The sequence below is a fragment of the Streptomyces sp. NPDC051576 genome (genome assembly GCF_040681835.1).
In the GTDB taxonomy this organism is placed as follows: Bacteria; Actinomycetota; Actinomycetes; order Streptomycetales; family Streptomycetaceae; genus Streptomyces.
Genome location: NZ_JBFAZO010000001.1, coordinates 442,238 through 464,225 on the forward strand (window position 1 = coordinate 442,238; position 21,988 = coordinate 464,225).

Here is a 21,988-nt window from a genome sequence, read left to right on the forward strand (position 1 = left end):
GCGTCAAGGCCGTGGCGCAGCCGGGCGGTTCGGTCCGCTTTTTCCACTGAGTCACCGGGGTGGTGGCTGGGACCCCTCCTCGGGGGGCCTAGCCGTCGACCTCGTACTGGCCCACCTCGATGAAGTAGCGCAGCTCCTCCGGAGTTCCGTCCACGGCCTGTTCCGCCGCCGTGCGGAGGGCCGCGCTGATGGTCGGGTCGGCGAGGATGCGGAAGACGGCGACTCGGTCGTCCTCGGCCTGGGCGAGGCGGTAGCCCGTCTTGAGGAAGGTGCGGAGGTCGTCGACCGTGCCGTCGAGGGCCTCGTTGGCCTCGCGGGTGACCGCCTTGCCGGAGTCGGGGTCCGCCAGGATGCGCAGGACCGCGATCCGCAGGTCGTCGTCGGACATGGTGTCCACCGTCGTCGGGTCGACGGGGGAGTAGGCGGCCACGACGGTGGACGTCGATGCCGTGTCGGCCGCGTGCGCCGGTGCGGCGAGCAGGAGGGCCGGGGTGACGGCGGTGGCCGCGAGGAACAGCGCGGCTCGGCGGGTGGGTCTCACTGGTGAACCTGCCTTCGGAGAGCGGGACTTGGAATGAGCGGTGATCGTCGCACCGCCGGGTTCCAGGAGTCATTGCCGCGTACAGGCAGTGTTGTGGGCGCCGTTGCTGCCATGGAAACGCCCCGGGGCCGTGCCACCACGACGTGGTGACACGGCCCCGGGGCGTGAGTGCGTCCTACTGGGTGCGGATCACGATCGAGCCCATGATCTTGTCCGCGAACGTCTGGCGCTTCGCGTCCCACGCCGGCCACAGCCAGCCCAGGTAGCAGGCGATGGAGTCGACGAAGTGGGCGAGGCGGCGGACGAAGGCCATGCCGACGCCGAGGGGCTGGCCGTCGCTCTCGCGGACCAGGCGGATGCCCAGGGCCTTCTTGCCGACGGTCTGGCCGGTCTTGCCCTCCTGGATGAGCTGCCAGATGGCGAGGCCGAGGATGAGGACGGCGCCGATGCCCGTCAGCGCCGCGTTGCCGCGGCCGACGATGATCAGGATGTACGGCACCAGGAAGACGAGGCCGTCGACCAGCGTGCCGAGGAAGCGCTGGCCCCAGTTCGCGTACGGCGGGGTGGCGCCGTAACCGGCCTGCGCGTAGCCGCCGGGGTAGCCGGGCTGCTGCGGGTAGCCGTATCCCTGCTGCGGGACGCCCTGGGGAGCACCCTGAGGGGCGCCCTGCGGGTAGCCGTAGCCCGGCTGGCCCTGGGGCTGGCCGTAGCCCTGCTGGGGGTTCTGGGGCTGCTGCCCGTAGGGGTTGTTCGGGTCGTAACTCATGGCGGGATTTCCTCCGTTGGCAATGCGGGGACGATGCGGATTGCGCGGAGGTACGTCACGAGATGAGCGGTTTGCCCCCCAACACCTACCGCAGTACTGCGCCGTTCATCGTTCTCTTGGTGACGAGATTTTGTCCAGCGGCATTCCATAGGTGTTGTGTAAGTGCAACATCAGTGATCATGGCCATACACCCCGGGTGTACCCGGATTGGAACCCCGGGGGCGTCATCCGGGAGGATGGGCCCATGAGCGCCCAGATTCTCGATGGCAAGGCCACCGCAGCCGCGATCAAGTCCGATCTGACCGCCCGCGTGGCGGCGCTGAAGGAGAAGGGCGTCACGCCCGGCCTCGGCACGATCCTGGTCGGGGACGACCCCGGCAGCCAGAAGTACGTCGCCGGCAAGCACCGGGACTGCGCCCAGGTGGGCATCGCGTCCATCCAGCGCGAACTGCCCGCCACCGCCACCCAGGAGGAGATCGAGGCGGTCGTCCGGGAACTCAACGAGGACCCGGCCTGCACCGGTTACATCGTCCAACTGCCGCTCCCCAAGGGCATCGACGAGAACCGCATCCTGGAGCTGATGGACCCCGACAAGGACGCCGACGGCCTGCACCCGATGAACCTCGGCCGACTCGTCCTCAACGAGCCCGCCCCGCTGCCCTGCACGCCGAACGGTGTGCTGACCCTGCTGCGCCGCTACGGCGTGGAGATCAAGGGCGCCGAGGTCGTGGTCGTCGGACGAGGGGTCACCATCGGCCGCCCGATGCCGCTCCTGCTGACCCGGCGCAGCGAGAACGCGACGGTGACCCAGTGCCACACCGGCACCCGCGACCTGTCGTCCCACCTCAAGCGCGCCGACATCATCGTCGCCGCCGCCGGTTCCGCCCATCTGATCCGGCCCGAGGACGTGAAGCCGGGCGCCGCCGTCCTCGACGTCGGTGTCTCGCGGGGTGCCGACGGCAAGATCGTGGGCGACGTCCACCCGGGCGTCGCCGAGGTCGCCGCGTGGATCTCCCCGAACCCCGGCGGAGTCGGCCCAATGACCCGCGCCCAACTGCTCGTCAACGTGGTCGAGGCGGCGGAGCGCAGTGTCGCCTGAGAGCAAGGACCCCGGTAAGGGCGCCGACGCCGTGGACGACATCGAGGTGACGGACCCCGTCAGCGCGCCCGACGCGGAGGGCGTCCCGCGCCGCAGCACGCGCCGCTTCCCCCTCTTCACCCGGGACACCGCCCGCCCCGAGGGCGGCGGCCGGGCCGCGTCCGGTGACGCCCCGGCACCGGCCCGCCAGTGGCCGATCCTCGTCGTCCTCGGCGTGGTCGGCCTCGGCCTGCTGCTCGTCGCGTTCGACGTCGTCCGCGTCGGCCTGCTGCTGATCGGCGCCGCGCTGCTGGCCGGCGCGGTGCTGCGCTGGGTCCTGCCGGGCGTCGGCATGCTCGCCGTCCGCTCCCGCTTCACCGACATCGTCACCTACGGCGTGCTCGGCCTCGCGATCGTCCTGCTGGCGATGATGGCGCAGCCGAAGCCGTGGCTGCAGCTCCCGTTCCTGAAGGACACCCTGCACTACACGGTCACGACCAACTAGGGCCCGGCGGCGAGCAGTTCGCCACATACGACGGCGGCCCGTCCTCTCCCCCGAGCAAGGACGCGCCGCCGTCTGCATTCAGCGTGCCGCGCTGTGAGCGGGCTGTTCAACGGGTGTCGGCGCGCTGTGGCACGGAGGTGACCGTTTCGCTACGCGCTCCGCACGCGCTCCGTACCGCATCGCGACGAGGGAACCGTTCCCCTTCCGGTGTCGTCATTTCGCTCGGTGGGCGAGGTGCGCGAGGCGGGCGAGTGAGGGTGCCGGGGAGGTGCGATGGGCGGCTGGCAGCCGCTGCCGGACGAACTGCCGGCGGAGGTGCGGAACTTCGTGGAACAGTTGCGCCTCCTCAAGGACCGCACCGGACTGAGCCTGGTGGCACTCGGCGCGCGCACCGCGTACAGCAAGTCCTCCTGGCACCGCTATCTCAACGCCACCCAGCCCCCGCCCCGGCAGGCCGTGCTCGCCCTGTGCCGGGTCGCTGACGTCGACCCCGAACGCATCGGTGTGCGCTGGGAGTTGGCGGTGCAGGCCTGGCCCCGCCCGGCGACGGTCCCGGAGGGGCGGGCGGAGAGCGGGGACGAGTACCGGGAGGACCCGACCCTGCCCTGGTGGGACACACCGCCCGCGGAGACGGAGCACGGGCCGGGACCCGGCGGGCGGTTGCTCCGGTACGCGGTGGCGTTGTTGCTCTTCACGCTGATCACGGCTGTGGTGGGGGTAGTTGCCCTTGGGTGATCGGAGAGGGGCGGGGTGCGCGGGAATGTCGGTGTGCGTCCAGTGTGTCGATGTATTGACAAGTTTGCGGATGTGCAACGAAGTCGACCAACAACCGCGTTAGCGTGGACAATTCAGGGCAGGGGGACTGAGGGGGGAAGCAATGCCGCGTTGGAGGGCTTTGCCGGATGAACTCGATCCGCAGGTCAAGGAGTTCGCGAGCCAGTTGCGCCGACTCGTGGACCGCAGCGGCCTGAGTGTCGCGGCGGTGGCCGACCGCACGGGCTACAGCAAGACGTCCTGGGACCGTTATCTGGGCGGCCGGCTCCTCGCACCGAAGGGCGCGATCATCGCCCTGGCCGAGGTCACCGGCACCAATCCCGTTCATCTGACCACGATGTGGGAGCTGGCCGAGCGCGCCTGGAGCCGTTCGGAGATGCGGCACGACATGACCATGGAGGCGATCCGGGTCTCCCAGGCGCGCGCCGCGCTCGGGGAGTTCGGGGCACCGCCGGTCACCGCGCCGCCCGCGAAAGCGCCGGGCGGCACAGCACGTAAGGGTCGCAGTGCCACCGCGGCTCCGGGGATCGCGGGTCCGGCCGGGGTGTCACCGACGGTTCCACCGCAGCCGACGACGCCCGACAGGGACGTAAAGGATGCAAAGGGCGAAAAGGGTGTAGAGGAGGGCGCTTCCCAGGTCGGTAACTCGTGGAGGCTGGCCGGGTACGCGGGGCCGCCGAGTGCGAAGCCGGTGCCGGAACCGCCGCGGCCGCCCCGGCCCGGGCCACCCGATGGAGTGGGCGGTGCCAAGCGGCGGATGCTGATGTTCGGGGCCGGGGTCGTCGGGGTGCTGGTCGTGATCGCGGCCGTGTTCCTGTTCACCAACCACGGCGGCGGGGGCAAGAAGGCGAGCGCGACGCACACCTCGGCCTCGCCGTCCGTCAGTACGAACCAGGAGCTGCCGGCCGGAGTGAAGTGCGTGGGCGCCGGCTGCACCGGCAAGGACGCCGAGGCCATGGGGTGCACCACGGACGCGGGCGCGGCGACGACCGCCAAGACCGCGACCGTCGGCACGACCGTCGTCGAGGTCCGCTACAGCAAGACCTGCGGCGCCGCCTGGGGCCGTATCACCACGGGGGTCGCGGGCGACTCCGTGCAGGTCACCGCGGGCACCGCCAAGGAGACCGACACCATCTCGGCGACCGGCGACGCCATCGCCTACACCCCGATGGTGGCCGTGAAGGACGCGGGCGAGGCGAAGGCCTGCGTGACACTCGCCTCCGGGCAGAAGGGGTGCACCACCTAGGGACATCCAGGACCATCCAGGACCACCTGGGAAGCGCTTGTGCGGATTCGGTGTGCGGGGGGCATGCCCGGCGCGGATCGGGGCAGGCGGTCATTACCCCCACGGGAGTCCGGACCCCCGGTACCCCCACGGCGGTCGTCCGGTGTTCCTCTCCCGAGCCGGACGGCCGCCTTATTTGTGCGCCGGGGTGGCCTCTGTGGGGTGGGCCACACGGACCCGGCAGTGCGCGGTCCCGGATGCGCGATAGCCTGACCGGTGGATCTCTTGATGCCAAGAGATCGATCATCTGTACGTCCGCACCCGGGGCAGTGCCGCCCCACCGCCAGCTTCATACGGAGAACGCCATGACCCGCACTCCCGTGAACGTCACCGTCACCGGCGCGGCCGGCCAGATCGGTTACGCCCTGCTCTTCCGCATCGCCTCCGGCCAGCTGCTCGGCGCGGACGTGCCGGTCAAGCTGCGTCTCCTGGAGATCACCCCGGCGCTCAAGGCCGCCGAGGGCACCGCGATGGAACTCGACGACTGCGCCTTCCCGCTGCTCCAGGGCATCGACATCACGGACGACCCGAACGTCGCCTTCGCCGGCACGAACGTCGCCCTCCTCGTCGGCGCCCGCCCCCGCACCAAGGGCATGGAGCGCGGCGACCTGCTCTCCGCCAACGGCGGCATCTTCAAGCCGCAGGGCAAGGCCATCAACGACAACGCCGCGGACGACATCAAGGTCCTCGTCGTCGGCAACCCGGCCAACACCAACGCGCTCATCGCGCAGGCCGCCGCCCCGGACGTACCGGCCGACCGCTTCACCGCGATGACCCGCCTCGACCACAACCGCGCGCTGACCCAGCTCGCGAAGAAGACGGGCTCGACGGTCGCCGACATCCAGCGCTTGACGATCTGGGGCAACCACTCCGCCACCCAGTACCCGGACATCTTCCACGCCACGGTCGCCGGCAAGAACGCCGCCGAGACCGTGAACGACGAGAAGTGGCTGGCCGAGGACTTCATCCCGACCGTCGCCAAGCGCGGCGCGGCCATCATCGAGGCCCGTGGCGCGTCCTCCGCCGCCTCCGCCGCGAACGCCGCCATCGACCACGTCCACACCTGGGTCAACGGCACGGCGGACGGCGACTGGACCTCCATGGGCATCCCGTCGGACGGTTCCTACGGCGTCCCCGAGGGCCTCATCTCGTCCTTCCCGGTCACCACGAAGGACGGCGTCTACGAGATCGTCCAGGGCCTGGACATCAACGAGTTCTCCCGCGCCCGCATCGACGCGTCGGTGAAGGAGCTGGAGGAGGAGCGCGAGGCGGTCCGCTCGCTCGGCCTCATCTGAGTCTGGTACGGCTGATCTTCTACGGCAGCAGGCCCCGCCCGGGATCGTTCCGGGGCGGGGCCTGCGTGCGCTACGGCTAGCTCTGCTTCACGGCACCTATGAAACCGGCCCATGCGTCCAGCCCGAAGAGGAGGGCTCCCTGGGAGGGGGCCTTGCTGTCACGGACGGGGATGAGCGCGGGGATGTTGTCGGCGACTTCGAGGCAGTCGCCGCCCGTGGTGTTGCTGTAGCTGGACTTGCGCCAGCTGATCTGGCTCAGGTCGATGGCTCGCACGGCACTTCCTCCAACACTCGCATGATGAACTTGAGTGACTCGGCAGGGGACAACGCCAGGTCGCGTACGCCATCGTATGTGCGTTGCAGGATCTCAACCGTACTGTTTTCTTGGATCAGTTCGCCGTGCGGGTCGTTCTCCATGTAGGCCACCGTCGTGCCGTCCGGCATCCGCAGGAACTTCACGGTGGTGTTCATCAAGCCATGGGGACCGGCGCTGAACGGCACGACCTGGAGCTTGATCTTCGGGCGCTCCGCCGCCTCCGCCAGATACTCCAACTGCCCCCGCCAGTCCTTCGGATCGCTGAGCTGTGTGCGCAGTACCGCCTCCGAGAGGATCACGCGGAACGGCGGTGCGGTGGGCCCCTCCAGCAACATCTTGCGGCTCATACGTGCTTCGACCTGCTGGTCAAGTTCCTCGCCCAGGAGGCCACCCGCAGCCAGCGCCTCACGTGCGTACGCGGGAGTCTGGAGCAACCCTGGTGGCGCGCTCACGGAGTGATGCCACAGACTCACCGCCTTCGCCTCAAAGCCCATGTACCGCTGGTACTGCTTCCTGAACTGCCTGACGTCGCCCATCGCCACCTCCCACATCGCGATCAGCAACCCCGGCAATCCGTAGTGCGCGTCCAGGGCCTCGACCACCTCCGGGCCGCCCATGGACTCCCCGTTCTCCATCTTGCTGAACAACGAGGCGTCCCAGCCCAGTTGCTCGCCGAGTTGCCGAAGGCTCTCCCCGCGTTCGGTGCGCAGTCGCCGTAGTTCCTGGGCAAACCGCTCGCGCGGGTCCTGGCTTCGGCCGGTCACCACTCGCCGTTCGGGCATTCCCCTGCTCCCTCGTGCTTCACCGTGTGATGATGGGACTACGAAGAGTAATTCAACACTCCTTGGGGGATCAGGCAGTTGTGGATTTCCGAGATGTGACACCCGCCTATCTCACCTTCCGCGTCACTCCGCAGGAGGGACCCATCGCGGCCTTCGCGGAGCAGGAGGCATGGGAGGCGACGGAGCGGTATCCGAATGTGATGGGGACCGGGCTGCCGGAGTTCTTCCATGCCCGGGAGTGCGAGATGGGCGGCTGGGAGATCCTGGGCCACGCCAGCAACACCCCGCAGGGCTCCCGGGATTCGCTCGGTTCGCATTTCCGGATGCGGGCGCAGGAGGCGGAGAGCGCCGGTGACGAGACCGCTCACCGCAAGTGGATGGCGGCGGCCCACCGGATGGACCGCGAGGTGGTGAACGAGGTCCGGGTGCGGGGTGAGCGCTTCCGGATCGTCCGGGCCTGCCGCTTCCTGCGGATGGGGCCGAACGGACCCGAGCCGCCCCGCCCGTCCGACCCGGACACGGCGGAGGTCGGCGAGGCGATGCTGCTGGGGCCGAAGACCAAGGGGTTCGTCATCGACCCGTTCACCGGCACGAGCCTGTCCGAGGTGCTGCTGAAGCTGGAACTGGTGCGGTCTGCCGGTGCCGCCGGGAGCGACTTCCCGGAGGACGTGCTGGCCGACTCCCGGCGGGCCCGGGACGAGTACCCGGGCGGTGTGCTGCTCCCGGCGGTGTTCATGATCTCCGAGCGGGAGGACGGCAAGTGGCTGTCCTTCAACCCCGGGCTCTCCCACTCCACGCCCCAGGGTGCCCGTGACTCCCTCGCCCGCTGGCTCCGGATCGGCGGCCCGTACACCCTCCAGCTCGACGAGGAGAAGCGTGCCGAGTGGGCCCGGCTGGCCGACCGGCTCGACGAGACCCGCTCGAACGTCCTCACCATCGACGGTGTCCGCTACCGCATCACCCGTGTCGAGCGCCTCGTCCGCATCGGCCCCACCGGCCCCGAGGGCCCCCGCCCCTCCGACTACGACCCCGAGCCGCCCGTGGAGATCCACACCCGGCAACTGAAGGAACAAGGGCTGTGGGAGGAGCCCGACGAGGACGAACCCGTCGAACTCGACGAGGACGCCAAGGACTTCCTGCGGCTGGCCGAGGCCGAGGCGAAGCGGCGCGAGGAGCGGCGCAGGAAGCGGGGCCGCTGAGCAGGGCCCTGGTCCCTTATGCCGGTCCGCTATTCCAGTCCGCGCTTTCCGGGTGCCCAGAAAGGCTTGGTGAGGACCGAACGCCGGTCCCAGCCCAACTCCCGTACCAGCACCTGCCGGACGTGCTGGACGGTACGGGCCTCCCCGGCGACGTAGGCGATCCCGTCCGGCGCGGGGGCGAGCTGTCGCACCGCGTCAGGGAGGGAAGTCCCGCCCCTGGTCAGCCAGTTGAGGCGGTCGGCGTGGGCCAGCGGCAGCCGGTCCCCGGCCGTCTCCGTCTCCACGCAGCCGGAGATCCGCGCCCCCTCGGGCAGCGCGGCCAGCATCGCGCCGAAGGCGACGGAGGCCGTCTCCTCGCCGACGAACACGTGGTGGCCGGCCTCGGGGCGGAGGGTGAAGGTGCCCTCGGGCTTCCGCAGACGCACCTGCTCGCCGACGCCGACGTTCCTCCCCCAACGCGCCCCGGGTCCCCCCTCGGAGTGGTCCAGCACGCACAACTCGACGGCGCCGGACGGGTCGTAGCGCCACACGGAGTACGTGCGGAGGGTGAGCCCGCTGACCAGGACCCGTACCTGCTGGCCGGGTTGGACGTCGAGTCCGGCGAGCGCGTCGCCCTCGACGCGCAGGCGGCGCATGCGGGCGGTGATGGGTTCGGCGGCGGTGACGAGGCCTCGGAGGGTCAGCAGGTCGAGGACGGGGTTCAGGAGGGCGGCGGGCACGGGGGCTCCTCAAGTGGAGGGTGCGCAGGGGGAGTTGATACTCAGGGGCGAGATGAACGCGATAGTACGCGTTTCTCGCCGGACGCGATAGTGCGTGTGGTGGGGCGGTCGCGGTGGCCGACGACCACCAGCGCCGTCGCCACGAGGACGATCAGGGCGACCGTGCGCAGTGCCGGGCCCATGCCGTGGGCGAGGTCGGGGTGGGCGGCCAGGACGGTGCCGGTGACCGCGACGCCGAGGGCCGCGCCGAGTTCGCGGGCGGAGGTGCCGAGACCGGAGCCGAGGCCCGTCTGGTGCGGCGGGAGCGAGGTGACGACCCCGACCGTGAGCGCCGGCATCGACAGCCCGGTGCCCGCCGAGATGACCAGCAGCCAGCAGGCGTACGTCCAGTACGGGGTGCCCGCGTCGGCGGTGGACGCGCCGAGCAGCCCGAGGCCGATGAGGGCGAGACCGCTGCCGATCACCGGACGCGGGCGGTGCGCCCAGCGGACGGCGAGCCTCGGGACCAGGGCCATGCCGACCGTCAGCGGCACGATCGCGACACCGGTGACGGCGGCGCCGTAGCCCTTGATGCCTTGCAGGTACTGGGAGTTGACGTAGAAGAGGGAGAACAGACCGAAGAAGCCGGTGGCCGTGCCGAGGGTGGCCGCGCGGAGGGTGGGGGAGGCGAAGACGCGCGGATCGAGGAGCGGGGTGCGGGAGCGCAGGGCGTGGCCGGTGAACGCCGTGACGAGTACGGCGGCCGCCGCGAAGGCCGTGAGGATGCGCGGGGAGGTCCAGCCGTAGACCGGGCCCTCGATGATGCCGAAGAGGACGGCGACCAGGCCGGTGGTCAGCAGGGCGGTGCCGGTGGGGTCGAGGTTGCTGTGCGCGGCGCGTGCCGTGCGGGGTGTGGTGAGGGTGACCGCGAGGGAGAGGAGCGCGGCCAGCGGGACCATCGCCCCGAACAGGGCGCGCCAGGACAGGAATTGGCCGACCAGGCCGCCTCCGAGGTTCCCGGCGAGTCCGCCGAGGCCGAGCGCGAGGGTCCAGGAGGCCATCGCGCGTGAGCGGTGTTCGGGGGCGGAGAGGTGGACCAGGATCGACATCGTCGCCGGGGTGATCAGCGCCGCGCCCGCGCCGGACAGGCCTCGGCCCGTGATCAGCGTCGCCGGGTTCTGCGCGAGCGCACTGGTGGCGGCGCCCGCCGCGAACAGGGCCAGCCCGGCGAGCAGGGCGCCCTTGCGGCCGTAGCGGTCGCCGAGGGCGCCGGCCGGGATGAGGAGTCCGGCGAAGACGATGACGTAGGCGTCGACCATCCACAGCAGCTCGGTGTGCGAGGGGTGCAGAGAGGACGAACCCAGTTGCGGGATAAGGAGGTTGATGGCGGCGACCATGCTCTGTGCGACCAGTACGCAGGCGCAGAGGGCGAGAAGGACGGATCGTTTCAGGGCAGGCGTGGGCATGGTTTCTCCGGGGAGTTCCGGTGTGGTGTGGGGGTGTGCTGTCACCGTAGGCTCGGCAATGGCCTGCTTTCCAGTGCAACCTTTGCAAGGGGCGAATGCGTGTGACGCAATCCAGTGCCGGAGGGCTGGACCTCAATCTGCTGGTCGCCCTCGACGTGCTCCTTGAGGAGCAGAGCGTGCAGGGGGCCGCGCGGCGACTGCATCTCTCCGAACCGGCGATGAGCCGCACCCTGGGCCGGATCCGCCGGGCGCTCGGCGATCCCGTACTGGTCCGCGCGGGGCGGCGGATGGTGCCCACCCCGCACGCGCTGGCCGTACGGGCGGAGGTGAGCGCGGTGGTGGAGCGGGCGCGCGCCCTGTTCGCGCCGGGCCGGGACACCGATCTGCGGACCGTCACGCGTACGTTGACGATCCTCGGCCATGACGCCATCGCCGCGCTCTACGGCGCGGCCCTGTTCGCGCGCGCCGCCGAGGAGGCGCCCGGCATCCGTGTCCGGTTCCTCTCCGAGAGCCATGTCGACGCGCCGTTCCTGCGGCAGGGGACCGCCGACCTGGAAGTGGGGGTCGTCGACACGACCTCGCCCGAGGTGCACACCGAGCCCCTCGTCGAGGACCGGATGGTCGGGCTCGTGCGGGCCGGACATCCGCTGCTGGAAGGGGAGTTGACGCCGAAGCGGTTCGCCGGGGCGGGGCCCCATCTGCTGGTGTCCCGGCGCGGCAAGCTGCACGGTCCCGTTGATGCCGCGCTCGCCGAACTCGGCCTGGAGCGGAGGGTGGTGGGCTCGGTGGGTACCCTGCCCGCCTCGATGTTCGTGCTGCGCGACACCGACCTGATCGGACTGACCAGCTCCTGGGGCCTGCCGATGGCTGCCGCGTTCGGCCTGGTCACCTTCGAGGTACCCCTCGAACTCCCGCCGCTCAAGCTGGGCTTGGCGTGGCATCCGCGCCATGACTCCGACCCCGCGCACGCCTGGCTGCGGGGTGTCGTACGGGAGTTGATGGCAGGTTGACCCTCTTGACCCTCTGGGCTTTCCGCTTTCGCGGGTCACCCGCATCCCCCTATGCTGATTCTTTGTCAATAAACTGCTGGGACACGGTTGTTCAGCAGGATCGGTCCAGCTCAGTCCACGCATCGGGGGAGTCGCGTGAGTACCGCTTACGTGCCACAACAGCCGCAGCCGGCCGCCACCAGCGGGGGCCCGCCGGGGTCGCCGCCCACCCCGCCGCACGCCAGCGAAGCCACCCGGCTGCTGTGCGCGGGCACCTACCTCGACTCGGGATACCGCGACCGGGTCATCGACGAACTGCACCTCAACGAACAGCGGATCGTGGCCCCTTCGCTCGGCTTCGACGCGGCCCGCGTCCTCGCGCACGCGCTCCGCGCCCGCCGCCAGGAGCTCCAGTGGGCCGGGGCGATCCTGGGTCTGTGGGTGGTGGGCTCGGTGCTCAGCGGCGGACTGCTCTTCCTGTTCCTGTTCCCCAGCCTCTATCTCGCGATCGGCGGCTGGATCAGGGGCCGGGCGGCCAACCCGCCGTTGTACCGGCTGGTGTTCGCGTTCCTGTTCCGCTGGTGGGGGCGCCTCATGTTCGCGTTCCTGCTGGTCCTCACGGTGGTGGTGGCCTTCGGCGGTGGCTCGGACGACTCGTCCTCGTACAGCTCGACCTACGGCTCGACCTTCGATTCGTCCAGCACGTCGGGTCTCTACGGCGACAGCTCCTCCAGCCCCACCGACCTGCTGGTCCCCAGCACCGACAACCTCGACAGCCTGATCAAGCCCTGGCAGGCCTGGCTCACCCTCGCCCTGTTCGCGCTGATCGCCCTGTGCCTGGCGGCCCAACGCGGCCAGTTCGCACGGGCGTTGGCCGCCGAGCTGTCCCCGCAGCGGTTCCCGGACGCCGCGAGCGATCCCGCCGAGGCGGCCGAGGGGCAGCGTTTCCAGCGGCTCAAGGACCGGGTCCGGATCGAGCAGCACGCGCCGCTGGTCATGTACCACGAGGCACGTCCGTTCTGCGGGGCCGGAGTGCCGTACGAGACCTGGGTGCTCGCGGTCGAACTCCGGCCCGACACCGAGAAGGAACAGCGGCCGATCAGCAACCGCACGGTCCTGGAGACGATCCGCCCCCTGCTCGCCCAACTCCGGCTGCCCGCCGACTACGCCGTCCACCTCGGGCGCGACCGGCTGCGCTGGCTGGAGATCGACGAGTGCGTGTTCCTGCCGGTCGAGGGGCTGCTGCGGCGCGAGGACGCGCCGTACTACCCGCAGGCCTTCGAGGACCACCGGGCGCGTGCGGTCGAGGAGGGCGCGGAGAAGCGGCGGCACTTCCTGCGCATCCGCGTCGGCGGCTGGGAGGAGGAGCTGGTCGTCACGGTGTTCGTGCGCATCCACACCCAGGGCCGCATGCTCACCCTGGAGATCGCCCCGCACGTTCTGCTCCCCGTCCGCGAGGACTTCAAGAACGCGGACCGCACCGCGCACCGCTTCCGCCACAACAACGCGCTCGGCAAGGCGGCCTGGGCCGTCGCCCGGGTGCCCGGTTCGGCGGTCGGCTCCTTGGCAGTCCTCGGGCGCGGCCTGATCTACGGCTGGCGGCTGCTGACCGGCGGTTTCGCGGGCGCGCTGCCGGACGGACCGGCCTTGTCCGTACGGGAGTTGGGGTCGGCGTCGGTCGGGTCGACGTTCCAGGAGATGGACGTCGAGCGGTACTTGCGCAATGTGCAGGACCGGGTCGCCAACGGGGTGCGTGACGCGCTCGCCGAAGCGGGCTATCTGACGGGCGAGTTCGTCCAGAAGATCACCAACATCAGCAACAGCACGACGAACTTCGAGAAGGTGGAGAACAGCACCTTCGCCGTCGGGAAGCACGCGACCGCCTCCACAACCGCCCCCACCACGAAGGGACCCTCGACCGATGGCAACGGATGAGCCGAACGTCAGCTTCGGAGACATCTCGCACAGCACCTTCGCCGTCGGCAGCCACGCGCAGGCCGTCAGCCACCACGGCACGGCCCCGCAGCGCGACCAGGCGACGGAGGAACTCCTCAAGGCCGTCCGCGAACTGCGCGCCGACCTCGCCCGGGTCCGCGCCACGGACCAGACGGCAGCCCTGGACACGGCGTTGGCCGACACCGAGACCGAGATCACCAACACCGGCCAGGCGACTCCGACCCGCCGCGAGCGCCTCCGCGAACTCCTCGCCGACTCACAGGCCCTGCTGACCGTGCTGGCCTCGGCGGGAGCGGTCGCCGGGTTGGTGGGACTGTGAGAGGGACACGATGAGCGGGGGACCGGGGCCGCGTTACTGGAACGAGGAGACCCAGCGGTGGGAGGACGCCGAGGGGGCGGCGGGGGCCGGTAACACGGGTGCCGTGCGCCCATCGGTTCCGGTGACGCCTCCACCACGGCCGGACTCCCTGCCGGAGTGGACCGCCGTGGATGTACCGAGCGACACGGGCACGGTCCCGACCTTGCCGCCGGGTGGTCCGGGGGCTTGGCCTGCCGAGGCCGGCACGGGGACTGGGTCCGGCAGTGCCGGTGCCGGCGATGACGTGCGGCGCGGGCCTGGCGATACCGGTACGGGCTCGGTCCTGCCGCCGGGTGGTCCAGGGGCTTGGCCTGCCGAGGCCGGCACGGGGACTGGGTCCGGCAGTGCCGGTGCTGGTGCTGACACACGGCACGGGCCGGGTGACACCGGTACGGTCCCCAATCTGCCGTCGGGATCGGGATCGGGATCGGGATCGGGCTCGGGATCGGGCTCGGGATCGGGGCCGGTTGCGGCGCCCTGGCCTGTCGAGACGGGTAAGGGGCCTGGGGCTGCCGGCGCCGGTGCTGACACCTGGCGCGGGCCGAATGACACCGGTGCGGTCCCCAGCCTGTCGACGGGGTCAGGGCCGGACTCGCTGTCGGAGTCGGCCGCCGTGGAGGTACCGGACGGCACCGGCACGGCCCCGACCTTGCCGCCTCGGTCGTCGCCCTGGCCCGCCGAGACGGGTACGGGGCCTGCGTCCGGCGGCGCTGACATGCGGCAGGGGCCGGGCGATACCGGTGCGGTCCCGAGCCTGCCGCCTGGTCCGGCGTCCTGGCCCGGGTCCGGCAGCACCGGCGCTGACACCTGGCACGGGCCGAGCGAAACCGGTGTGGTCCCCACCCTGCCGCCGGGGCCCGCGCCCTGGCCCGGGGCCGGTACCTGGCATGGGCCGAGCAGCGCAGGCACCGGTGATGACATCGGGTCCGGCGGCCGGCCGTCGAGCGGTGTCGGCGCGTCGGCCCGGCCCGGGCTCAGTCGGCGGCTCGTGTGGTCCGTGGTCGTAGGTGCCGCCGTAGTCGGTGTGGTCGTGAGTCTGGTGTTCAGCCTGGTTGTGGACAGGGGGGACGGCAAGGGCGGGCAGGCGGTCGGGGCCTCGTCGTCGACGCCCGCTCCCTCCGGATCGACGGAGGTCTCTCCGTCGCCGTCGGTCGGCGCCGAGAGCGTGTCGCCGTCCGCCTCCACGCCCGAACTCCCCACCGGATACCAGTCGTTCGAGGACCCCGAGCGCTTCCGGATCGCCTACCCGGACGGCTGGAGCCGGTCGACGGTGGCGTCGTCGTACGGGATGGACGTGGTCAACTACCGCAGCCCGGACGGCGCGCACCGTTTGCAGGTGTATCAGGTCGCGGAGGCGTCGCCGGAGGCCTCGTTCGAGCTGTTCCTGTCGGACAGCACGGTGAAGGCGCCCGGTTTCCGGAAGATCGCGCTGGAGAACCTGGGCGACGGGACCTTCCCCGCGTCTCGTCTGGAGTACACGGCCGACTCCCTCAGGGGCGAGCCCGACATCGGCACCTGGCACGTCTATGACGAGCGCTTCGTGGCCGACGACGGCCGTATCTACGCCATCACCGCCTACGGTCCCGACGCGGACAGTCACGCCGACCAGTTGGAGCTGCTCACCACGGCACTGGCCTGGTTCCAACCGTCCGATGGCGGCTGATCCGGTTAGTCACCTTTTGTTCCCATGTTCAGTGACCCGGCCCACTTTCGGCCATGGATTGCGCATCATCCCGGACGTCCTGGGCAGGTGCCCGCAGTCCCCGAGAGCGGCAGTCAGGTGACGCCGGGGCACTGAACAGGAACGGAAGGCAACTCCGATCATGGCCGACAAGACGGAACAGCGGGCGGGGAAGACCATCCACGCGGGCGGAGAGTGGCTGGAAGCGGTCTCCGGCGCCACGCGCGAGATCATCGACCCCGCGGACGCGCTGCCGTTCGCCGTGGTCGCGGAGGGTGACGAGAAGGACACCGACGTAGCCGTCGCTGCGGCTCGCGCAGCCTTTGACGGGGGCGCGGGGGCCTGGCCACTCACCCCCGTCACCGAGCGCGCCGCCCTCCTGCGCCGCGTCGCCGACCTGCTGGTGCGCGACCGCGAGCGGCTCGGCCTGCTGGAGAGCCGGGACGCGGGCAAGACCGTGGAAGAGGGCCGGGTCGACATCGACTGCGTCGCCGACGCCTTCCGCTACTTCGCCGACCTCGTCGCCGCGGAGGCCCCCGGCCGGGTCGTCGACGCGGGCACACCCGAGGTGCACAGCGTCGTCGTGCACGAGCCGGTCGGTGTCTGCGCGCTGATCACCCCCTGGAACTACCCGCTCCTCCAGGCGAGTTGGAAGATCGCGCCCGCCCTCGCGGCCGGCAACACCTTCGTGGTCAAGCCCAGCGAGATCACCCCGCTGACGACAATTGCCCTGATCGACCTGCTGGTTGAGGCCGGGCTCCCGGACGGCGTCGCCAACATCGTCACCGGGCCCGGCCACACGGTCGGCGCCCGCCTCGCCGAACACCCCGACGTCGACCTCGTCTCCTTCACCGGCGGCCTGACCAGCGGCACCAAGGTGGCCCAGGCCGCCGCCGTGAGCGTCAAGAAGGTCGCCCTCGAACTCGGCGGCAAGAACCCCAACGTCGTCTTCGCCGACGCCTGCGCCACCGAGGAGGGCTTCGACACCGCCGTCGACCAGGCCCTCAACGCCGCCTTCATCCACAGCGGCCAGGTCTGCTCGGCGGGCGCCCGGCTCATCGTCGAGGAGACCGTCCGCGAACGCTTCGTCGCCGAACTCGCCCGCCGCGCCCAGCGCATCCGCCTCGGCCGGGGCACCGAGGACGGCGTCGAGTGCGGCCCGCTCGTCTCCGAACAGCAGCGCGCCAAGACCGAGTCGTACGTCGCCGCCGCACTCGCCGAGGGCGCGGTGCTGCGCTCCGGCGGCAAGCGCCCCGAGCCGACGCCGGCCCGGCCCGCCACCGGCTACTTCTACGAGCCCACCGTCCTCGACCAGTGTCACCGCGAGATGACCGTCGTACGCGAGGAGGTCTTCGGACCCGTCCTCACCGTCGAGACCTTCCGCACCGAGGACGAGGCAGTCGCCCTCGCCAACGACACCGAGTACGGCCTCGCCGGCGCCGTCTGGACCGCCGACGCGGGCCGCGCCCGACGGGTCGCGGGGCGGCTGCGGCACGGCACCGTCTGGATCAACGACTTCCACCCCTACCTCCCGCAGGCGGAGTGGGGCGGCTTCGGAAAGAGCGGTGTGGGCCGGGAGCTCGGCCCCGCCGGACTCGCCGAGTACCGCGAGGCCAAGCACGTCTACCAGAACCTGGCGCCGAAGCCGGTCCGCTGGTTCGCGGGCTGAGCCCCCACCTCCCTTTTCCCCCACAGGAGTTGAACACCCCCATGCCCGAGCACGAGCACAGTTACGACTATGTCGTCATCGGCGGCGGCACCGCAGGCTCCGTCATCGCTTCCCGCCTCACCGAGAACCCCGACGTCAGCGTCGCCGTCATCGAGGGCGGCCCCAGCGACGTGGGCCGTGAGGACGTACTGACCCTGCGCCGCTGGATGGGCCTCCTCGGCGGCGAACTGGACTACGACTACCCCACCACCGAACAGCCACGCGGCAACTCCCACATCCGGCACAGCCGCGCCCGCGTGCTCGGCGGCTGCTCCTCGCACAACACCCTGATCGCCTTCAAGCCGCTGCCGTCCGACTGGGACGAGTGGGAGGCGGCCGGCGCCAAGGGCTGGGGCGCGATATCGATGGAGGCGTACTACGCCCGCCTCCTCAACAACATCGTCACCGTCGACGAGAAGGACCGGAACGCCATCGCCCGCGACTTCGTCGACGCGGCCCAGGAGGCGCTCGACGTCCCGCGAGTCGAGGGCTTCAACAAGGCGCCCTTCACCGATGGCGTCGGCTTCTTCGACCTCGCCTACCACCCCGAGAACAACAAGCGGTCGAGCGCGTCCGTCGCCTATCTCCACCCGGTGATGGACGAGCGTCCCAACTTGACGATTTTCCTTGAGACTTGGGCCCACCGGCTGGAGCTGAACGGCACCCGCGCCGAGGGCGTGCACGTCCGCACCAAGGACGGCGAGGACCTGCTGATACGGGCCCGCCGCGAGGTCGTCCTGTGCGCCGGCGCCGTCGACTCCCCGCGCCTGCTCCTGCACTCGGGCATCGGCCCCCGCGCGGACCTCGAAGCCCTCGGCATCCCGGTCGCGGTCGACCTGCCGGGCGTCGGCGAGAACCTCCTCGACCACCCCGAGTCGGTGATCGTCTGGGAGACCAACGGGCCGATCCCGGAGAACTCCGCGATGGACTCCGACGCGGGCCTGTTCGTGCGCCGCGACCCCGGGCACCCGGGCCCCGACCTGATGTTCCACTTCTACCAGGTCCCCTTCACCGACAACCCCGAGCGCCTCGGCTACGAACGCCCCGAGTTCGGCGTCTCCATGACCCCGAACATCCCCAAGCCGAAGAGCCGGGGCCGGCTGTACCTGGAGAGCGCCGACCCGGCCGTCAAACCCGCCCTGGACTTCCGGTACTTCACCGACGAGGACGACTACGACGGCCGCACCCTCGTCGACGGCATCCGTATCGCCCGCGAGATCGCCCGCACCGAACCGCTGGCCGGCTGGCTCAAGCGCGAGGTGTGCCCCGGCCCCGACATCACCGGCGACGAGGAACTCAGCGAGTACGCCCGCAAGGTCGCGCACACCGTCTACCACCCGGCGGGCACCTGCCGCATGGGCGCCGACTCCGACGAACTCGCCGTAGTGGACCCCGAGTTGCGCATCCGAGGCATGGACGGCATCCGGATCGCCGACGCCTCCGTCTTCCCGGCCATGCCCGCCGTGAACCCGATGATCGGGGTGCTCATGGTCGGCGAGAGGGCCGTGGACCTGATCGGAGGCGGTGCGCGATGAGTACGACTCCGATGACACCGACGACCGAGTCCCCGACCGCGCCCGCGACCGAGCCCGTCTTCTCCGTCGACGGCCTCTGGAAGGTCTTCGGCCCGAAGGCCGACCAGATCCCCGCCGACCCCGAACTCACCGGCCTGGACGCCGCAGGCCTGCGCGCCCGCACCGGCTGCACCGCCGCCGTCCGCGACGTCTCCTTCGACGTGCGCAAGGGCGAGGTCTTCGTGGTGATGGGCCTGTCCGGCTCCGGCAAGTCCACCCTGGTCCGCTGCCTCACCCGCCTCATCGAACCCACCGCCGGCACCATCGCCATCGACGGCGAGGACGTCCGCGCCATGGACAAGTCCCGGCTGCGCGAACTGCGCCGCCACCGCGCCGCGATGGTCTTCCAGCACTTCGGCCTCCTCCCGCACCGCACGGTCCTCGACAACGTCGCCTACGGCCTGGAGGTCCAGGGCATCGGCAAGGCCGAGCGCCGTCGCCGGGCCGCCGAGGTCGTCACCAAGGTCGGCCTCGAAGGCATGGAGCAGCGCCGCCCCGGCCAGCTCTCCGGCGGTCAGCGCCAACGCGTGGGCCTCGCCCGGGCGTTGGCGGTCGACCCCGAAGTCCTGCTGTTCGACGAGCCGTTCAGCGCGCTCGACCCGCTGATCCGGCGCGACATGCAGGAGGAGGTCGTCCGGCTGCACCGCGAGGAGGGCCGCACGATGGTCTTCATCACCCACGACCTCAGCGAGGCGCTGAAGCTCGGCGACCGCATCGCCCTGATGCGCGACGGCCGCATCGTGCAGCTCGGCACCCCCGAGGACATCGTCGGCTCACCGGCCGACGACTACGTGCGCGAGTTCGTACGGGACGTGCCGCGCGCGGAGGTCATGACGGTCCGTACCGCCATGAGGCCCGGGGGGTGCGGCGCGACGGAGCATCCCGGCGGGCTCGCCCCCGACGCGGTCGTCGCCGAGGCGATCAAGGCCGTCGCGCACAGCGGCCGGGCGGTCTGCGTCGTGGACGGCGGCCGCTGTCTCGGAGTCGTCGACCACGAACGGCTCGTCGGTGTCGTAGCCGGAACGGAGCCTCGAACCGAGCCTGGAGCGGAGCGCAGGAAGGAGGCGGTCTGATGGCGACGGTCACCGCATCCGCCCCCCGCCCGCTCCCCAGCGGGCTGCTCAGGCACCGCGCGGTCCAGAAGCTGCTGCTTCTCGCCCTCGCCGCCGCGATCCTCGTCCCGCTCGCCAACGCCCGCTGGGCCGACGCCAGTTGGCCGCACGCGCTCACCGTCGACCTCTCCAAGCCGCTCTCCGACGCCAACGACTGGATCATCGACAACCGGGACAGCCACCCCCTGTTCCTCTACTTCTTCGGCTACATCAGCAACGCGGTCGTGATCTCCGTGCGCGCCGTGTATCTGCTGCTGCTCGCCGCGGGCTGGGCCGGAGTCACGGCCTTCGGAGCCCTCGTCGCCTGGCGGGTCGCCGGCGTCAGGCTCGCCCTCGGCACGGCCGTCGCCTTCCTCGCCTGCGGGCTGCTCGGCATGTGGGTGCCGACCATGCAGACGCTCGCGCTCATGGTGGTCGCGGTGTTCACCTCGGTCGTCGTGGGCCTGCTGCTCGGCCTCGCCGGCGGTCTCTCCGAGCGGACGGACCGCGCACTCCGTCCCGTCCTGGACACCATGCAGGTGCTCCCCGCCTTCGCCTACCTCCTCCCCGTCGTCCTCGTCTTCGGCATCGGCGTCCCCGCCGCCGTCCTCGCCACCGTCGTCTACGCCGCCCCGCCCATGGCCCGCCTCACCGCGCTCGGGCTGCGCGACGCCGACCCGGAGGTGCTGGAGGCCGTCGAGTCCCTGGGCGCCACCGGACGCCAACGCCTGTTGACCGCCCGGATCCCGCTGGCCCGCAAGCAGCTCCTCCTCGGCCTCAACCAGACGATCATGATGGCCCTGTCCATGGCGGTCATCGCCTCCGTCATCGGCGCCGGAGGACTCGGCGACCGCGTCTACCAGGCGCTGGCCTCGGTCGACGTGGGCGCGGCCCTGGCCGCCGGTATCCCGATCGTGCTCCTGGCCGTCGTACTCGACCGGGTCACGGCCGCCGCCGGCGAGCGCGCGGGGGAGCAGGGGGCCGGTCTCCGCCCGTGGCTCTACGCGCTCGGCGGCACCGTGGCCGTAGCACTGGCCGTCCGTCTGGCCGGCGCCCTCGACTGGCCCTCCGGCTGGACCCTGGACATCGCCGAACCGGTGAACCGCGTCGTCGACTGGATGACCGCCCACCTCTACTCCGGCGTCCCCTACCTCGGCGGCACCGCCGACTGGGCCGGCCACTTCACCACCTGGGTCCTGGACCCCGTACGCGACGGCCTGCAATGGCTGCCCTGGTGGTCGGTGCTGCTGATCGTCGCCGCCCTCGCCTGGGTGATCGGCACCTGGCGCACCGCGCTCACCGCCGTCCTCGCCATGGCCGCGATCGGTGTGCTCGGCGTCTGGAAGCCGTCGCTGGACACGCTGTCGCAGGTACTGGCCGCCGTGGCCGTCACCCTCGTCCTCGGCTTCGCGACCGGTATCGCCGCCGCCCGCAGCGACCGCTTCGAACGGGCCCTGCGCCCCGTCCTCGACGTCTGCCAGACGATGCCGCAGTTCGTGTACCTGATCCCGGTCGTCGCCCTGTTCGGCGTCGGCCGCGCCCCCGCCGTCGCGGCGGCCGTCGTCTACGCGCTGCCCGCCGTCGTCCGCATCACCACCCAGGGCCTGCGCGAGGTCGACCCGGCCGCCCTGGAGTCGGCCCGCTCACTCGGCGCGAGCAGCGCCCAACAGCTACGGCAGATCCAACTCCCGCTCGCCCGCCCGGCGTTGCTCCTCGCCGTCAACCAGGGCGTCGTGCTCGTCCTCGCCGTCGTCATCATCGGCGGTCTGGTCGGCGGTGGCGCGCTCGGCTACGACGCCGTGTTCGGCCTGGCCCAGGGCGACCTGGCGACCGGGCTGGTGGCGGGCGCCGCGATCGTCTGCCTCGGCCTGATGCTCGACCGGGTGACCCAGCCGACGGAACGCCGAGCCAGGAAGGGAGCGTGAC

The 21,988-nt window shown here is 71.2% G+C and carries 20 protein-coding genes; 14 read left to right on the forward strand and 6 right to left on the reverse strand.

Features of this window, described 5'->3' with window-relative positions; all coding sequences use genetic code 11:
* Positions 1–88: 88 nt before the first annotated feature.
* Complete coding sequence (locus AB0M63_RS02165; protein ID WP_366018059.1) at positions 89–541, reverse strand: ALF repeat-containing protein; 453 nt, start codon at positions 539–541, stop codon at positions 89–91.
* Between the two features lie 175 nt (positions 542–716).
* Positions 717–1,307, reverse strand: a complete 591-nt coding sequence (locus AB0M63_RS02170; protein WP_355923807.1) for an RDD family protein — start codon at positions 1,305–1,307, stop codon at positions 717–719.
* A 244-nt stretch (positions 1,308–1,551) separates the two neighbouring features.
* Here AB0M63_RS02170 and AB0M63_RS02175 point away from each other — a divergent pair, with 244 nt between their 5' ends.
* The 5 genes from AB0M63_RS02175 to AB0M63_RS02195 all read left to right on the forward strand — a co-directional run bounded on the left by AB0M63_RS02175 (position 1,552) and on the right by AB0M63_RS02195 (position 6,244).
* Positions 1,552–2,406, forward strand: coding sequence for a bifunctional methylenetetrahydrofolate dehydrogenase/methenyltetrahydrofolate cyclohydrolase (locus AB0M63_RS02175; RefSeq protein ID WP_355923809.1), 855 nt, complete (start codon positions 1,552–1,554; stop codon positions 2,404–2,406).
* Positions 2,396–2,890: a DUF3017 domain-containing protein gene (locus AB0M63_RS02180; RefSeq protein WP_355923811.1), complete on the forward strand. Its 495-nt coding sequence runs from the start codon at positions 2,396–2,398 to the stop codon at positions 2,888–2,890. The genes AB0M63_RS02175 and AB0M63_RS02180 overlap by 11 nt, the downstream gene beginning before the upstream one ends.
* A gap of 273 nt (positions 2,891–3,163) precedes the next feature.
* On the forward strand, positions 3,164–3,625 hold the full coding sequence (locus tag AB0M63_RS02185; protein WP_355923813.1) for a helix-turn-helix transcriptional regulator: 462 nt from the start codon (positions 3,164–3,166) through the stop codon (positions 3,623–3,625).
* Positions 3,626–3,785: 160 nt separating this feature from the next.
* Entirely contained in the window at positions 3,786–4,910 is a 1,125-nt protein-coding gene (locus AB0M63_RS02190; RefSeq protein WP_366018060.1) for a DUF2690 domain-containing protein, read from the forward strand.
* Positions 4,911–5,254: 344 nt separating this feature from the next.
* A complete protein-coding gene (locus AB0M63_RS02195) occupies positions 5,255–6,244 on the forward strand; it encodes a malate dehydrogenase (RefSeq protein WP_366018061.1) in 990 nt (329 codons plus the stop codon).
* A 76-nt stretch (positions 6,245–6,320) separates the two neighbouring features.
* On the opposite strand, the gene AB0M63_RS02200 is transcribed toward AB0M63_RS02195, so the two are convergent.
* Both AB0M63_RS02200 and AB0M63_RS02205 read right to left on the reverse strand, forming a co-directional pair.
* Positions 6,321–6,518, reverse strand: coding sequence for a DUF397 domain-containing protein (locus AB0M63_RS02200; protein ID WP_366018062.1), 198 nt, complete (start codon positions 6,516–6,518; stop codon positions 6,321–6,323).
* Entirely contained in the window at positions 6,500–7,342 is an 843-nt protein-coding gene (locus tag AB0M63_RS02205; protein WP_366018064.1) for a helix-turn-helix transcriptional regulator, read from the reverse strand. Before AB0M63_RS02205 ends, AB0M63_RS02200 begins: the two co-directional genes overlap by 19 nt.
* Positions 7,343–7,437: 95 nt before the next feature.
* Between AB0M63_RS02205 and AB0M63_RS02210 the strand changes: the two genes are divergently transcribed.
* Positions 7,438–8,541 carry a DUF5954 family protein gene (locus tag AB0M63_RS02210; protein WP_366018065.1) on the forward strand — a complete coding sequence of 368 codons (1,104 nt, stop codon included), beginning with the start codon at positions 7,438–7,440 and terminating at the stop codon, positions 8,539–8,541.
* 29 nt (positions 8,542–8,570) lie between these two features.
* On the opposite strand, the gene AB0M63_RS02215 is transcribed toward AB0M63_RS02210, so the two are convergent.
* Positions 8,571–9,260, reverse strand: coding sequence for a siderophore-interacting protein (locus AB0M63_RS02215; RefSeq protein ID WP_366018066.1), 690 nt, complete (start codon positions 9,258–9,260; stop codon positions 8,571–8,573).
* A gap of 41 nt (positions 9,261–9,301) precedes the next feature.
* A complete protein-coding gene (locus tag AB0M63_RS02220) occupies positions 9,302–10,705 on the reverse strand; it encodes an MFS transporter (RefSeq protein WP_366018067.1) in 1,404 nt (467 codons plus the stop codon).
* Positions 10,706–10,800: 95 nt separating this feature from the next.
* On the opposite strand from AB0M63_RS02220, the gene AB0M63_RS02225 reads away from it, so the two are divergent.
* The 8 genes from AB0M63_RS02225 to AB0M63_RS02260 all read left to right on the forward strand — a co-directional run bounded on the left by AB0M63_RS02225 (position 10,801) and on the right by AB0M63_RS02260 (position 21,987).
* The gene (locus AB0M63_RS02225) at positions 10,801–11,715 is read left to right on the forward strand and encodes a LysR family transcriptional regulator (protein ID WP_366018068.1); all 915 of its coding nucleotides are present in this window, start codon (positions 10,801–10,803) and stop codon (positions 11,713–11,715) included.
* A gap of 135 nt (positions 11,716–11,850) precedes the next feature.
* The gene (locus tag AB0M63_RS02230) at positions 11,851–13,629 is read left to right on the forward strand and encodes a hypothetical protein (protein WP_366018069.1); all 1,779 of its coding nucleotides are present in this window, start codon (positions 11,851–11,853) and stop codon (positions 13,627–13,629) included.
* A complete protein-coding gene (locus AB0M63_RS02235) occupies positions 13,616–13,969 on the forward strand; it encodes a hypothetical protein (protein WP_355923833.1) in 354 nt (117 codons plus the stop codon). The genes AB0M63_RS02230 and AB0M63_RS02235 overlap by 14 nt, the downstream gene beginning before the upstream one ends.
* A 1,069-nt stretch (positions 13,970–15,038) precedes the next feature.
* Entirely contained in the window at positions 15,039–15,671 is a 633-nt protein-coding gene (locus AB0M63_RS02240; RefSeq protein ID WP_366018070.1) for a hypothetical protein, read from the forward strand.
* A 160-nt stretch (positions 15,672–15,831) separates the two neighbouring features.
* A complete protein-coding gene (locus tag AB0M63_RS02245; RefSeq protein ID WP_355923837.1) occupies positions 15,832–17,358 on the forward strand; it encodes an aldehyde dehydrogenase family protein in 1,527 nt (508 codons plus the stop codon).
* Between the two features lie 41 nt (positions 17,359–17,399).
* Positions 17,400–18,932, forward strand: a complete 1,533-nt coding sequence (locus AB0M63_RS02250; protein WP_366018071.1) for a GMC oxidoreductase — start codon at positions 17,400–17,402, stop codon at positions 18,930–18,932.
* Positions 18,929–20,044 carry a glycine betaine/L-proline ABC transporter ATP-binding protein gene (locus tag AB0M63_RS02255; RefSeq protein WP_355902973.1) on the forward strand — a complete coding sequence of 372 codons (1,116 nt, stop codon included), beginning with the start codon at positions 18,929–18,931 and terminating at the stop codon, positions 20,042–20,044. The genes AB0M63_RS02250 and AB0M63_RS02255 overlap by 4 nt, the downstream gene beginning before the upstream one ends.
* A complete protein-coding gene (locus AB0M63_RS02260) occupies positions 20,044–21,987 on the forward strand; it encodes an ABC transporter permease subunit (RefSeq protein ID WP_355902975.1) in 1,944 nt (647 codons plus the stop codon). The genes AB0M63_RS02255 and AB0M63_RS02260 overlap by 1 nt, the downstream gene beginning before the upstream one ends.
* Position 21,988: the final 1 nt, after the last annotated feature.

Coding starts and splice junctions, on each gene's coding strand:
- AB0M63_RS02250 (WP_366018071.1), top strand. CDS start 17,400: ATGCCCGAGCACGAGCACAGTTACGACTATGTCGTCATCGGCGGCGGC.
- AB0M63_RS02255 (WP_355902973.1), top strand. CDS start 18,929: ATGAGTACGACTCCGATGACACCGACGACCGAGTCCCCGACCGCGCCC.
- AB0M63_RS02175 (WP_355923809.1), top strand. CDS start 1,552: ATGAGCGCCCAGATTCTCGATGGCAAGGCCACCGCAGCCGCGATCAAG.
- AB0M63_RS02185 (WP_355923813.1), top strand. CDS start 3,164: ATGGGCGGCTGGCAGCCGCTGCCGGACGAACTGCCGGCGGAGGTGCGG.
- AB0M63_RS02195 (WP_366018061.1), top strand. CDS start 5,255: ATGACCCGCACTCCCGTGAACGTCACCGTCACCGGCGCGGCCGGCCAG.
- AB0M63_RS02205 (WP_366018064.1), bottom strand. CDS start 7,342: ATGCCCGAACGGCGAGTGGTGACCGGCCGAAGCCAGGACCCGCGCGAG.
- AB0M63_RS02235 (WP_355923833.1), top strand. CDS start 13,616: ATGGCAACGGATGAGCCGAACGTCAGCTTCGGAGACATCTCGCACAGC.
- AB0M63_RS02245 (WP_355923837.1), top strand. CDS start 15,832: ATGGCCGACAAGACGGAACAGCGGGCGGGGAAGACCATCCACGCGGGC.
- AB0M63_RS02170 (WP_355923807.1), bottom strand. CDS start 1,307: ATGAGTTACGACCCGAACAACCCCTACGGGCAGCAGCCCCAGAACCCC.
- AB0M63_RS02225 (WP_366018068.1), top strand. CDS start 10,801: ATGCGTGTGACGCAATCCAGTGCCGGAGGGCTGGACCTCAATCTGCTG.
- AB0M63_RS02220 (WP_366018067.1), bottom strand. CDS start 10,705: ATGCCCACGCCTGCCCTGAAACGATCCGTCCTTCTCGCCCTCTGCGCC.
- AB0M63_RS02260 (WP_355902975.1), top strand. CDS start 20,044: ATGGCGACGGTCACCGCATCCGCCCCCCGCCCGCTCCCCAGCGGGCTG.